We start from the raw sequence: 12,746 nt of genomic DNA on the forward strand, positions 1-12,746 counted from the left end.
ACTGAAGTATTCCTGCCTTTTTATCTATTTCGTTTTAAAACGACCCGATTAGTGAAGTTTTAAGTTTGGACGAAGTACTCGGTTAATACGACCGACTAACATAATCAAGGTTGTTTTAAACACACCATGCAATGCAATCTGATGCATACGATATAAAGAAATGTACACCACGCGAGCAATACGACCCTCAACCATCATTGAGCCTTTTGTCAGGTTCCCCATTAAGCTACCAACTGTTGAGAAGTTACTTAATGAAACCAAAGACCCGTGATCTTTATACACATACGGCTTCATTTCACGATCAGTCATCTTAGCCACAATATTCTTAAACGCATGGCTTGCCATTTGGTGTGCCGCTTGTGCACGAGGAGGAACAAAACCACCCTCAGGCTTTTCACATGATGCTAAATCACCAATAACAAAAATATCGTCATCACGTGTTGTTTGAAGCGTAGGTTTAACAACAAGTTGGTTAATACGGTTCGTTTCTAAGCCTGCGATGTCTTTAATGAAATCAGGAGCTTTGATGCCCGCAGCCCATACCATGATTTGAGCAGGGATAAGCTCTCCATCTTTAGTATGTAAACCTTCAGAGTCGGCCTTTGTTACCATTGTCGTCGTACGAACATTAACACCAAGTTTAGTTAACTCGCTGTGAGCAGCAGCAGAGATACGCGGTGGTAATGCAGGGAGAATACGCTCACCCGCTTCTACAAGGTTTACGTTTAGCTTTGCAGAATCCAAATCGCCAAAGCCGTATAAACGTAGCTCTTTAACTGCATTATGTAACTCAGCAGACAGTTCAACACCCGTAGCACCAGCACCAACAATCGCAATATCTACGGTTTTTTGTGTTGGGTGCATATGAAGCTTTAAGAACTGGTTGTTCATTTCAGTACGGAAACGGTGAGCTTGCTCTGGACTATCTAGGAAGATACAGTTTTCACGAACACCCGGAGTATTAAAATCATTTGATGTTGAGCCAATCGCAAGGATCAGGTAATCGTATTCGATTTCTCTTGTCGGAATAAGAACTTCGTCATGCTCATCTTTAATTTCAGCCAGCGTGATGAATTTACGCTCACGGTTGATATCGCATAAGCTGCCCATCTGAAAATCAAACGAATGGTTTTTTGCATGTGCACGGTAACTGATTGCATCAACACCTTCATCTAAAGAACCCGTTGCTACTTCATGAAGTAATGGTTTCCATAAATGGCTCGCTTTACGATCAACCAAAGTAACTTCTGCACGACCTTTACGACCTAATGTACGACCAAATTTAGTAGCAAGCTCTAGACCACCAGCTCCACCACCAACAATAACAATCTTAGTCATTGCAATCTTCCTCTAAAAAATAAAAACGGCATCAACCTGAGCGACTCAGATTAAAAAATGTGTGCTCTCTACTTTTTCATACACACTATCGTAAAAAGTAAGAGTCTTGAGGAAACAGCGTTCACGTTACGCTAATTTTGAGCAATGTATGCTTCTTGTCTTTGTTTTAGACCAATGTGATTCATTAGATGATTACATTGGTATGAGCATTATATATCTGCATTTCGGATGTTATCAAGCATATATAGATGTTATAGAGAAGATTTCTTTTGAGGTGTAAAATAAATGATGGAATTGTGTTATTTTGTTATGAGAGATCGTTTCTTTGGTTTAGATCAAAAAACCTCACGATATTGTGAGGTTTTTATTATGTAGCAACCGTTTTTTATATCTAGATCGAATTTACAAAACAGGTACTAGATTAAAGTTTCAGCTTCTTTAAATGCTTTCATTGCCTGCAAGTGTTGAGAGATTTTTTTGAACTTATGCGTTTCATTCTCATCCCAAATGATTTGGTAATAAGGCTCAAGCTCTACTGCTGTCTCTGCGTTATCACGTATCTCATCGCTCTTAGATAAAATACATAAACAATGCTCTTTATTCTTTTGACGGAACTTCTCTACACACTTAGTCGCAATGTCTGCATACTCTTCAGGACGATCAATACGTCCTTCCATATTCACTTCTGGGTGCAAGTTAGGATTAAAAATAACCTGACGGATCCCACATAAAAAGCCAATACGTTCAGCCCAAAAGCCACCAAGACCAACACCACAGATAATTGGGTTTGGATCGCCAGCTTGCTCAATAACCTTATGCACTTCTTTTAATAAGTGCTGCATATCATGCTTAGGATGCAGAGTGCTGTAATTAATGAAACGAACATCTTCATCAATAAATTGAAGCTGTACCACTTTCTCATGATTACCAGGGCTTGTTGAGTCAAAGCCGTGAAGATAAATAATCATGTTTCCCCCTGTTCCTGAATAAGAATTAGTCCATATAAGTAAATTTAATCTACCATGAAAATTATGGTTTTAAAGCCATTAACTTAAGCAAAACTGAGAACAGTGATCTAGCCTAGATAATTACCGATTTATTTTTTAATTAATGGCATTAATTTCTTTAACTTGCTCATTTCTCGCTCAGCCAACTCTTGGTAACGCGTATCTTTCAATAACTGATGGCCTAGAGAAAACCATAACGCCCCCATAAAACAAACCCAAGGCGTCCACTTATTTACCGCCAGCTTCCATTTGTTTTCATCAAAACCTCGTAGCAGGCAATAACGATGAATAACCTCATCAGCATCGAACTGGTTAGCAATGATCATGGTTGCTAAGTCTTGGCTAGGATCTCCGATAGAAGCGTATTCCCAATCAATCAAGCCATACCCTTTTTCTTTGACAATAATATTATAAGCACCAATATCGAAGTGACATAAACAAGGAGTAAATAAAGGCAGTTCTTCTTCTTGAGAGAAGTAATCAACATAAACTTGCATTTCACTTGTTTGGTTTTCTGGTTCTAATGATGACCAATAACTCAAAATACGTGATTTTAAGCTCATCACATCATTTTTAACTTCATTGTTAAACCCATCCAAAGCAAGTTGATGAACTGACACTAATAGTTCAACCGCAACGTCTTTGGCTTTATCAAGCTCAATCACATCACCCTTAAACCATTCAACCAATAAACCCTCATCATTTGAACCGTAAACATTAGGGGCAAAAGATACTGCTTGCAATGCTGTTAATATGACTTGTTCTTTGCCTCTATTTGCCCCAAGTACTTTCGCTTGCTCAGATACTGGACGCCAGACAAAAGTTCCCTCTTTCGCTTCGACTTTTAAACAGGCATTAGTTAATCCACCAGACAGTAACGATACTTTGTTAGTATTTAACCCAAAGCCATCAAAATTAATATCCATATCTACTCCATAAATCTCGTAATAACATAAGCTTATAAAAGTTTATCACAATTAACCAAGCGCTTTTATTCTGTCTCTAATTTGCATTAAAAATTGATTTTAAAATCTTAATAGTTTTCGCTATTCAAACCTAATAAATTGGATTATTATCCGCGCCCTACGCGTCTCTTCTGGCTTAACTATTATACAGTTCCTCATCAGACGTATTTACTATATACCTTTCCAAATAAGCGGTTAATCAAACACTTAAAGTAGACTGGTGTTATTTTGGATAGACTATAATGTCCTCTAACGCTTTATATACTGATTTATCTGGCTATTACGATTTAATGTGTGCTGATATCGATTATCAAGAGCAAAGTAATTTTGTTCGCCGTATACATCAAATCTTTGGTAATCAAGGAAGAGATTATCTAGATTTAGCGTGTGGTACAGGCCCGCACGTTAAACATTTTATTAATTATGGATATCAAGCAAAAGGGTTAGACATAAACCAACCTATGCTTGATATTGCAAAGCAGCGTAACCCTGAAGCTGAGTTTATTTTGCATGACATGAGTAACTTCAAGGTTGAAGAACCATTGGATTTAATCACCTGTTTTCTTTATTCAATTCACTACAATGCGAATATTGAAAAGCTGTCAGAATGTATTGCAAGCGCTCATGCAGCGTTAAAGCCAGAAGGCGTACTTTGCTTTAATTCTGTAGCAAGAAACAAGATCGACAATCGCTCATTTGTAAAACATCCGGCAGAACACGAAGGCAGCCAATTTAGCTTCCAATCAGGCTGGAACTATTGTGGCGAAGGTGAGCAACAACACCTATTGCTAAAAATAGAAAAAACAACGGATGGTGTAACAGAGGTTTGGGACGACAAGCACCCTATGGTTGCGGTTGATTTTAAACAGCTGAACGCTTTGCTAGAACCGTACTTTGACGTTCATATGTTTGAGCATGATTATGAAAAAATCACACCATTAAATGATGGCTCAGGTAATGCCATTGTGGTTTGTGTGAAAAAATAAATTTAAACACCGATATCATCAATTTGATGATCTATTTAGCCATAATACATATAGCTAAAACAAAAAATCCGCCAAACAAGGCGGATTTTTATCTAATTAGTAATCAGAATAAAACTATTTCTGAAAAATATTATAGGTAGTTAGCATCAACCAATTCGCTAAGCTCTACTTTATTTACTTCAGGACGGCTATCTAACCAATTAGCCACAAGAAGTTGCTCGTCTGCTGTTGCTGAACGGTAACGCTCTGTCGAACAGATAAAGCCTTCAAATAGCTCTAGACCACCGCCACCAAAGCATAAGTCAATGCTGTTAATGTAATCAATGAAATCATCAACAAATGCATCGTATTGGTCAAAGTCTTTAAATTCAGTAGCGCAGCTTACTTCAAAACCAAGAATCGCAAATTCACCTAAGTATAATTTCTTACGAATACGACGATTTTTGTTTTCTAACTTATTCAGTTTCATGACATTTCTCTCTTTGATTTATCTACTACCTTTATACTCCTTTAGTCAGATTTACCCAAGCTTTGATTGCAAGAAATTAATAAGTTTATACAAACAAAAAAGCCAGAGCAGTTACCTACTCTGGCTTTCTTTAGCTATCAATTAACGTTGGGTAATTACCAACCTAATAAGCTTTTCTCTTGTTGTTTACGGATCTCAGTTTCATCAGCCCACTCGATAAGGCCAGTTTCTAGATCCATTAAACGCATTGTCATTTTGTAGTATACGTCTTTGTCGCTACCTGCATTTTTCACGATGCTAGAAAGGTTGCCATAAAGCATGTATTGAGCGCCAACCATTTTACCGAACTGAATCGCTGTATTTTGGTTTACTAACTCATCATTGTTTTGGAAGTTAAGTTGTGAACGTACCGCTTCTACGCGATCCATATCAACAAAACGGAACTTACCAGAATTAAGTAGCTTAGTACTGATTGAATCCGTTACTGATTCAGTATCAATATGCTCACTTGTTTTGTTCTTAATGCTCTCAACAAAAACAATTGGGCGATTACCTTGAGTAATTTGAGCAACAGCACCAGAAGACAGCATGCTTTCAGTCATTTCACCCGCAATCTTTTGTAGATCCGTTGAGCCAAAGTCTACCGTTGTTGTTTCAACCGCTTGAGCATCACCGTAACTTACTTTATTAGAACAACCACCGAGTAATACAGCCAAGCCTAATAATGCAACAACACTTTTTTTCATTTTATTTACCTCTAGTAAGTGGTTTCTATCTTAAATTATAGAAGGTTATTCTAATGTACGAATTTGAACACGGAATTGAGTTGCTTCAGGTTTTATAGCCACACCTTGAATGCTCATTGTATCTAAACCACGAACAATAAAAGTGCGCCAAGGTGAATCAGAACCATTCACTTCTAGCCCTTGAGCATCATACCAATAAAAACGGTATTGAAGTTGTTGATCACCAGAGTATTTACTTGTAACTGACACAATACCTCGAACCAAGCCATTGTTGTCTTGAGTACTTATCTGTTCAACCGATAAACGGTGACCCAGTACATTATCACCAAATAATACTTTCTGAGTACTGCTGTCTACGCTAATACCAGCGGTTTGACTTGAACTACACGCTGCTAATGCCAATGGTAGTAACAATACGATAAGCCATTTCTTCATTATATTTCTCCTAACTGTTTATGCCACCATGTGACAGCTTTTCCTTGCCTAGAGACCCAAACCACCACGGTATGACCTTCTTTTACTGTAAAGTTTAGTTCATTCCCTAAATATTGAATTTGATTCTCACCAGGTTCAATATTTTTACTTGTCACACTTATAACACCCGGCAATGTTTGCCAACTACGCGTATCTGGCTGCTCTGTCAGTGAGTTAAAAATAGTTAACACTGCATTAGCGAGCTCTTCCTCTTTGGTGTTTCTTGATGTTTTTCGTAGTTCATCTTTTGCTACAACACGTAAAGCCTGTCGAATAACCATTGCGGGGATACGCTCATTCAAATCATTACGAGCCATCAAGGTGACATCAGCAACAGGATCTGAATTTAACGCTTTATCATTCACTTTAAGTGGCGTAAAAACTTCACGGTTTGTCGTTTTATAATAAGGCAGAGCTAGATTGTATTGAACAAAGTTACCTTGACTATCCCACATTGGCAATCGTAATCGCCAATCTGACAGTTGTGGCAAAATACCTTGCTCATCAATAATAATGACACGGCTATCCGTTCGATTAGGAACCTGATATTCACCATACTTCTGCTCTAACATTCGAATGTCATTACGCATACCAAGACGACGAGCAAGGCGCTGCACAGATTCAATAACCGTCTTATTATTTGGAGCAACGGCTAAGGCTCTTTTATAGTCGATATACGCATCGCTGTAATTGCGGTTCGTTTCATATAACAAGCCAGAGTAGTAGAACAAATAGCCATTTTGCACCGCTGCCAGCTTATCACCCACATCAGGATAATTAGCTAAAATCGCGCCGACATTCGCATCTACACCTTGTTTCTTTGCTTCTTTCTCTGCAGAACGTAAGTCTTTCTCACGATCTCTTTTAGCTTGTTCTTGAATATAGTTTGCTTTACGAATTTCAACCAAAGCACCGTCTAAATCATTATTCTTTAAATAATTCAATGAAAGATACAAGTGCAAATAACCGAGCTCATAATCCGCTGGTTTATAGTCAATTAAATTATCATTTGTCACCAGAGAGCCGACTTGGTTCGCCGAATCTGAAACAGAGATAACCGCTTGATCACTTTGCACTCTTGCCGCCTGCTCTGCGGTTTCAAAATCAGATTTACTGACCGTATAATGCTCACTAAGTAAAGCCACTCGACCACGCTCTAAGTTATCGAGAATAGGACCGCCGATCTCAATAGGCTCTTCACTATAGGCAAGTTTAGAATCACCATTTTTAACTAACTGATAAGTGTCATCTGTTTGTGCAGAATAATGGCTAAACAAGTTACCGACAGACAGATTCGCACACCCTGTCATTAGCAGAGTAAAAGACAATACAATGGTTTTTTTTGATATCGATGTCATTAAAATAGAATGCTCTTGATTGGAAAAGTAAGGCCCCAACTATCAGAGCCTTATATTAGCGATCTATTAGCTTAATAGCATTGGACCCAATGGACGTCCGCCCACAAGGTGCATATGAATATGGTATACCTCTTGGCCGCCATGAGGATTACAATTAACAATTAAGCGGTAACCATCTTTGGCAATACCTTCGTCAATCGCAATTTTCTTAGCTACAGTAAACAAACGTCCCATAACTAGCTCATCTTCAGCTTCTACGTCATTTGTTGTCGGGATCAGCTTATTAGGAATAATCAATACGTGGCTCGGCGCACGCGGGTTAATATCACGAAACGCAGTAACTAAATCATCTTGATAAACCACATCCGCAGGGATCTCTTTGCGAATAATTTTACTAAAAATCGTTTCTTCAGCCATGAAGCCTCTCCAATAAAACACAGTTTTTTATTTACTATTAGCTCTAGTATGCGTCACAAATTTGTCGAAAACAATCACTTGAATCATAAGTTCAGCACAAATAATGTCTTGATACATAAAAATCCATTTAAAAATTTGAGAGTGACCTCTCGCTACGAATTACCTATTTTATAGATATCGTCACAATTAGTGATACTAAATAACCATACTATCAATAATATTGTCATCATATTAAGACACTGCCTCACAACTGAGGCTTCGATGTTACATTTAATACAATTATTATATAAGAGAGATAGAACATGAACAGTTCGGTAGTACGTCGAATGTATGCAGGATTTTCACTAATTGTGATCCTGTTTATAACGACGGTTATACTAATGCTCAATGGAACGAGTAATATTCACACTCAAATGAAATCCGTTTCTTCTGAATCATTACCTTTGGTCAGTTTATCCAACGAAACGAGCGTTGCCCTTCTTGCTGCAGACAAATCATTTAAAGACTTTTTAACGACACGTGATCCTTCTCAAATGCAACAGTCAAGAGAGCAGTTCACTTCAGCACAAGAAACATTTAACTCAACCTTTAAGCGCTTAACAACGGTAGCAGAACAAAAAAATACCGGCGCTCAGCAACGAACTGAACTCGCCGCTATTCAACAAGCGTATTTCACAGAAGCTAGAGTAGCCATGAACAACTACCAAGCTTTATTACTTGCTGAAGATGAAAAACAGAAATCAATCCGTAACTTCCAACGCCTTTACACTGAATTAAGTGTTCGCATGAAGGAATACGTTAACGACCAAGAAAGCATTGCCGTTAAAATGATGGCAAAAAGTTACTTTGTTAAACTAGAAGATGCAGAATTAATCACCTCTGACGCACTAGCAAGCAACGATATTGAGTTTGTAAAAAAAGCCGTTAACCAAAACAAAAAAGCCGTTACCCATTTAAACTACGCGTATCGCGGTTTAGTTAATCAGTTACCACAATTAAAAGAAACCTTTGATAAACCCGTTAATCAATTTAGTAATGAAGTCGGTAAAAAAGAAGGCATCCTAAATACACACTTTGCTTATCTAAATGCTACCGATACCCTTTACAGTAATATCTCTAATCTGGCTCGCCAAATTGATAGCGCACTGGTTTTATTAACCTCATTTAATGAATTAGCAAATCAAGACTTACAACAGTCATTGCAAATTGCAGAAGATATCTACCAACAAAGCGTATATAAAGCGATTGTATTAGGTATTGTGGTTTCGCTACTTGCTACCTTTATTGGTTATCACCTTGCATCATCAGTTCGCACACCATTAAAAAATATGCTACGTATTTTAGAGTCATTGACTTCTGGTGATATGACTCAACGAATTGAAACCAAAAGAAATACCGAATTCAGCCGTGTTTCTCGTCACATTAATACACTGGCTGATAATCTACAAAAAGTACTACTGCAACTCAGTGCTGCCTCAGACGAATTGACCGAGGTTGCTCAAAATAACAGCTCAACGGCTGAAAGAGCAAAACAACAACTGCTAAATCAACGCGAACAAACCACTAGCGTTGCCGCGGCGATGACTCAAATGGAACACTCAGTTGTTGAAGTTGCCTCAAGCTCAGAAAGCTCACTACTTAAGGTTCAAGAAGTAGAAGCGGCCTCTGAACATGGTCAACAAGTGATGCAAAGTAACTTGCAAACCATTGAGCAGCTATCAAGTCGTCTTGATGAATCAGTTCAAGCCGTAGGTAATTTACAAAAAGTTAGCGGGGAAATTGGTTCTATTCTTGATGTGATCAATAACATTGCAGAGCAAACTAACCTACTTGCACTAAACGCCGCGATTGAAGCAGCACGCGCAGGTGAGCAAGGACGTGGCTTTGCCGTAGTAGCTGATGAGGTTCGTATTCTTGCTCAACGTACTGCAAAATCAACCTCTGAAATTGAAGTCATGATTGCCAACCTTCAATCCAGCTCTAAAACTACCACCACCGTGATTGAAAGCTGTGTAGTCGACATGCAGCAGAGCGTTACTCAAACCAACGAAGCCAACAATGCAATGGTGATGATCCAAAGCCTGATTGATGAGATAAGCCACATGAGTAACCATATTTCTCAAGCAGCTAACGAGCAAAGTGCAACCACAACTGAAATTGCACGCAGTCTTGAAGACATTAGTCACATTGCAGAAGAGAACCAAACCGCAATGAATGATATTGCCAATGTCAGCTCAACATTGAATGAGTTGGCACACCAACAAAGTGATATCGTGCATCAGTTTAAGGTTTAGTTAAGAGAGTTAAGCAAATAACCAAGCGACAAAAACAAAAAAAGGTGGATACGTTATCCACCTTTTTTATGTCTGCTTATTAGCGTTTTTATTCTGGTAATAGTTACCGTGAAAACAACAGATACGAGTTTGCAGGAATAAAGAATCTAAGGTTTCCCTGCTGAGGTGCGTAATAACTGTGCGAGGTTCTTTCTAACCACACCACATCCGATTTTACCGCCATATTCACTTCAATATTATGGGCAGATTTATTGATTGCCACGATACCACTTTCCCCTCTTTCGAAGATCAAATGATCATCACTTGCAGCGACGTGTTTTTGTAGCTCACCATACATATCATGATGAAAAGCAATCAGTGTCGCCATGCGATCAGAATGCCACTCATCTTTCCATCTTGGTTCACCTGCGCCATTTTTTATGCCACTGACATCAAGCTCAGAATAAATCAGAGGGATCCCACCATCACGGCCAAACAAATACGCATGCGCAAGCCACTCATTTGCTTCACTCATCACAAGCGACTGAAACACTTGGTTATTGGGAATATCATGAGTAGTCGCAAAAGTAATCGCGCGCAGTGGAGACATTGCCATCCCATAAATGTACGGGTCAATTAAGCTCGTAAAAGAGGCGTCTTTTTCTAGTGCTTGATAAAGAGTATTAAACAAAGGAAAGTCATAAGCGCCTAACTCTGTTTCTTTTAGGTATGGGTTTAAAAAGGTTTCGTACTCTTCTTTGGTTGCACCACCATCGGTAATGATCTCACCAAAAATATGAATATCATGGGTGATCTCATCATCCCACACTTTGCTAAGGTGCTCTAAACTCATGTGCTTGGCGGCATCAATACGAAAGCCTTTCACACCAATCTGTTTTAGCGCCTTTAGGTATGAACGTTGCTGCTCAATAACATGCTCATTATCCGCTAACGTTGGTAAACCTGGGTCATGAGGCCCACCTGAGATTCGGCCGTTCTGCACTTCCCATTTGTCATTCCAATTCTCAATACCAAAGGCTTCGACAAAATCAGATTCAGAAAACAGCGGCTCAGATAAATCACCAAACAGTTTTAATGCTTCATACTTCTCAGGGTTACGAGCGTAATCTTCTCTGTCCCACTGATTTGGGTATTCAAGATCGGCTCTAATGTCTGATTCATTCGCCATGTGATTGAACACTACATCAACATAAACCCACAACCCTAGCTCAGCCAATCGCTCTACCATGCGTGTAAAATCAAGCGTATTACCAAGGGGGTTATCTATTAAGCGGTAATCTTGAGGTTGGTATCGCTGCCACCACTGAGTGCCTGATGGCAAGCTTAATGATTTCATGGCAGGAGAAACGAGCACAGAGCGATAACCCAAACGGGCAATCAATTCTGCTTGCTCTGTGATGTGTTCATAGCGCCAATCGAAAGCATGTAGGATGACATTACTCATCGCTGGCACTTCAGCTGAATGGCATTGTGTTTGCTGGTTCATTATTTTTTTATCCATTACATAACATCATTCAATTATAAAAAGTTCCCATTTTCCTTCCCTCCTCCCTTAATCGATAAAATCCAGTAGGAGATCTTAGGCGTAGAAGAGAAAGATAAGCAGTACTCTATAGCGATACCGTAAAGGATACTAATGATAACTCACTCTATAATAACAAGTTATCTTCTATTGGGATAAAGCGATCAGCAGCTTCTATAAGTGAATTAGCCGTTAAATTTTGCACGCCATACACTTCAACTTCTTTATTAAAACGTGACTGAATTCGCTTAACGAGTAAGTCAAAATCCCCATCGCCAGACAAAATAACCACAATATCCGCCTGCTCTGCTAACTCAATCGCATCAAGGGTGATACCTACGTCCCAATCGCCTTTTGCTGACCCATCACGACGCTGAATAAAAGGCTTAAGCTTTACATCAAAACCAATACCACGAAGGATATTATGAAACTGCTTTTGTTTGTCATCACTGCGCGCAATCGCATACGCATTAGCCCCAACCACCTTACGGCCATCGGTCACTTTTGCCCATAATGCGTTGTAATCAAAATGACGTTGGTAAACATCACGCGTGGTGTAATAAATATTTTGTACATCAACAAGAATCGCAACGGTTTTCATATTTCGCCTTCCTAGGAAATTATCCAATGAGTCTATATGAATCCCTTTAATTTAGGTATACTTCGCGCAAATTTTGTATTGGAAAGACGGTAAAATGACTAAAGGCTACTCTTGTATTGGATTGGTAAACCCAAAAACACCTGAAAACGTAGGCTCGGTAATGCGAGCGGCAGGCTGCTATGGCGTAAACTCGGTATTCTACACGGGCAGACGTTACGATATTGCAAAGCAGTTTTGTACGGATACAAAAAGCCAGCATCTTAACGTTCCATTGATCGGCGTTGAAGATCTAAAAGACATCATTCCTTTAGATTGTGTGCCAGTCGCGGTTGATTTAATTGAAGGCGCTAAACCACTGCCAGATTACAAGCACCCACCACGTGCGTTTTACATTTTTGGCCCAGAAGATGGCACATTGAAAAAAGAGATCACCGATTTCTGCCGTGAGACGATTTATGTCCCAACCAATGGCTGCATGAACTTAGCCGCTGCTGTGAACGTGATCATGTACGATCGCATGGCAAAAGGCGAAAACTTCTCCAACCATAAATAATCTACGTTAAGCTAGA

The 12,746-nt window shown here is 39.1% G+C and carries 13 protein-coding genes; 3 read left to right on the top strand and 10 right to left on the bottom strand.

The window, feature by feature from the left end:
• Positions 1–48: 48 nt before the first annotated feature.
• The 3 genes from PVK71_RS12045 to PVK71_RS12055 all read right to left on the bottom strand — a co-directional run bounded on the left by PVK71_RS12045 (position 49) and on the right by PVK71_RS12055 (position 3,271).
• Positions 49–1,338, bottom strand: coding sequence for an NAD(P)/FAD-dependent oxidoreductase (locus PVK71_RS12045; RefSeq protein ID WP_130049344.1), 1,290 nt, complete (start codon positions 1,336–1,338; stop codon positions 49–51).
• Positions 1,339–1,754: 416 nt separating this feature from the next.
• On the bottom strand, positions 1,755–2,306 hold the full coding sequence (gene ycfP, locus PVK71_RS12050) for an alpha/beta hydrolase YcfP (protein ID WP_274418795.1): 552 nt from the start codon (positions 2,304–2,306) through the stop codon (positions 1,755–1,757).
• Between the two features lie 128 nt (positions 2,307–2,434).
• Positions 2,435–3,271 (bottom strand): phosphotransferase, encoded by an 837-nt coding sequence (locus PVK71_RS12055; RefSeq protein WP_274418793.1) that lies wholly within the window; start codon positions 3,269–3,271, stop codon positions 2,435–2,437.
• 281 nt (positions 3,272–3,552) lie between these two features.
• On the opposite strand from PVK71_RS12055, the gene PVK71_RS12060 reads away from it, so the two are divergent.
• Positions 3,553–4,296: a class I SAM-dependent DNA methyltransferase gene (locus PVK71_RS12060; protein ID WP_274418792.1), complete on the top strand. Its 744-nt coding sequence runs from the start codon at positions 3,553–3,555 to the stop codon at positions 4,294–4,296.
• 130 nt (positions 4,297–4,426) lie between these two features.
• Here PVK71_RS12060 and PVK71_RS12065 read toward each other — a convergent pair whose 3' ends face one another.
• The 5 genes from PVK71_RS12065 to hinT form a co-directional block, all read right to left on the bottom strand.
• Positions 4,427–4,765 (bottom strand): YggL family protein, encoded by a 339-nt coding sequence (locus PVK71_RS12065; RefSeq protein ID WP_130045294.1) that lies wholly within the window; start codon positions 4,763–4,765, stop codon positions 4,427–4,429.
• A gap of 155 nt (positions 4,766–4,920) precedes the next feature.
• Positions 4,921–5,511 carry a penicillin-binding protein activator LpoB gene (lpoB, locus tag PVK71_RS12070; RefSeq protein WP_122035085.1) on the bottom strand — a complete coding sequence of 197 codons (591 nt, stop codon included), beginning with the start codon at positions 5,509–5,511 and terminating at the stop codon, positions 4,921–4,923.
• A 45-nt stretch (positions 5,512–5,556) separates the two neighbouring features.
• Complete coding sequence (locus PVK71_RS12075; protein WP_274418789.1) at positions 5,557–5,946, bottom strand: YcfL family protein; 390 nt, start codon at positions 5,944–5,946, stop codon at positions 5,557–5,559.
• A complete protein-coding gene (locus tag PVK71_RS12080; protein ID WP_274418788.1) occupies positions 5,946–7,343 on the bottom strand; it encodes a COG3014 family protein in 1,398 nt (465 codons plus the stop codon). The genes PVK71_RS12075 and PVK71_RS12080 overlap by 1 nt, the downstream gene beginning before the upstream one ends.
• Before the next feature lie 66 nt (positions 7,344–7,409).
• Positions 7,410–7,760, bottom strand: a complete 351-nt coding sequence (hinT, locus tag PVK71_RS12085; RefSeq protein WP_274418787.1) for a purine nucleoside phosphoramidase — start codon at positions 7,758–7,760, stop codon at positions 7,410–7,412.
• 302 nt (positions 7,761–8,062) lie between these two features.
• Between hinT and PVK71_RS12090 the strand changes: the two genes are divergently transcribed.
• Positions 8,063–10,054 carry a methyl-accepting chemotaxis protein gene (locus PVK71_RS12090; RefSeq protein WP_274418786.1) on the top strand — a complete coding sequence of 664 codons (1,992 nt, stop codon included), beginning with the start codon at positions 8,063–8,065 and terminating at the stop codon, positions 10,052–10,054.
• A gap of 103 nt (positions 10,055–10,157) precedes the next feature.
• Here PVK71_RS12090 and PVK71_RS12095 read toward each other — a convergent pair whose 3' ends face one another.
• Both PVK71_RS12095 and PVK71_RS12100 read right to left on the bottom strand, forming a co-directional pair.
• A complete protein-coding gene (locus PVK71_RS12095) occupies positions 10,158–11,540 on the bottom strand; it encodes an alpha-amylase family protein (RefSeq protein ID WP_274418784.1) in 1,383 nt (460 codons plus the stop codon).
• A 163-nt stretch (positions 11,541–11,703) separates the two neighbouring features.
• A complete protein-coding gene (locus tag PVK71_RS12100; protein ID WP_130045289.1) occupies positions 11,704–12,177 on the bottom strand; it encodes a LabA-like NYN domain-containing protein in 474 nt (157 codons plus the stop codon).
• A gap of 94 nt (positions 12,178–12,271) precedes the next feature.
• Here PVK71_RS12100 and PVK71_RS12105 point away from each other — a divergent pair, with 94 nt between their 5' ends.
• A complete protein-coding gene (locus PVK71_RS12105) occupies positions 12,272–12,730 on the top strand; it encodes an RNA methyltransferase (RefSeq protein WP_060990765.1) in 459 nt (152 codons plus the stop codon).
• The last annotated feature ends 16 nt before the right edge of the window (positions 12,731–12,746 follow it).

The organism is Aliivibrio sp. S4MY1, from assembly GCF_028765545.1.
Classification (GTDB): Bacteria; Pseudomonadota; Gammaproteobacteria; order Enterobacterales; family Vibrionaceae; genus Aliivibrio.

Bases quoted from the DNA above. Each gene is read 5' to 3' on its own strand.
- PVK71_RS12045 (WP_130049344.1), bottom strand. From the start codon at position 1,338: ATGACTAAGATTGTTATTGTTGGTGGTGGAGCTGGTGGTCTAGAGCTT.
- ycfP (WP_274418795.1), bottom strand. From the start codon at position 2,306: ATGATTATTTATCTTCACGGCTTTGACTCAACAAGCCCTGGTAATCAT.
- PVK71_RS12055 (WP_274418793.1), bottom strand. From the start codon at position 3,271: ATGGATATTAATTTTGATGGCTTTGGGTTAAATACTAACAAAGTATCG.
- PVK71_RS12060 (WP_274418792.1), top strand. From the start codon at position 3,553: ATGTCCTCTAACGCTTTATATACTGATTTATCTGGCTATTACGATTTA.
- PVK71_RS12065 (WP_130045294.1), bottom strand. From the start codon at position 4,765: ATGAAACTGAATAAGTTAGAAAACAAAAATCGTCGTATTCGTAAGAAA.
- lpoB (WP_122035085.1), bottom strand. From the start codon at position 5,511: ATGAAAAAAAGTGTTGTTGCATTATTAGGCTTGGCTGTATTACTCGGT.
- PVK71_RS12075 (WP_274418789.1), bottom strand. From the start codon at position 5,946: ATGAAGAAATGGCTTATCGTATTGTTACTACCATTGGCATTAGCAGCG.
- PVK71_RS12080 (WP_274418788.1), bottom strand. From the start codon at position 7,343: ATGACATCGATATCAAAAAAAACCATTGTATTGTCTTTTACTCTGCTA.
- hinT (WP_274418787.1), bottom strand. From the start codon at position 7,760: ATGGCTGAAGAAACGATTTTTAGTAAAATTATTCGCAAAGAGATCCCT.
- PVK71_RS12090 (WP_274418786.1), top strand. From the start codon at position 8,063: ATGAACAGTTCGGTAGTACGTCGAATGTATGCAGGATTTTCACTAATT.
- PVK71_RS12095 (WP_274418784.1), bottom strand. From the start codon at position 11,540: ATGAACCAGCAAACACAATGCCATTCAGCTGAAGTGCCAGCGATGAGT.
- PVK71_RS12100 (WP_130045289.1), bottom strand. From the start codon at position 12,177: ATGAAAACCGTTGCGATTCTTGTTGATGTACAAAATATTTATTACACC.
- PVK71_RS12105 (WP_060990765.1), top strand. From the start codon at position 12,272: ATGACTAAAGGCTACTCTTGTATTGGATTGGTAAACCCAAAAACACCT.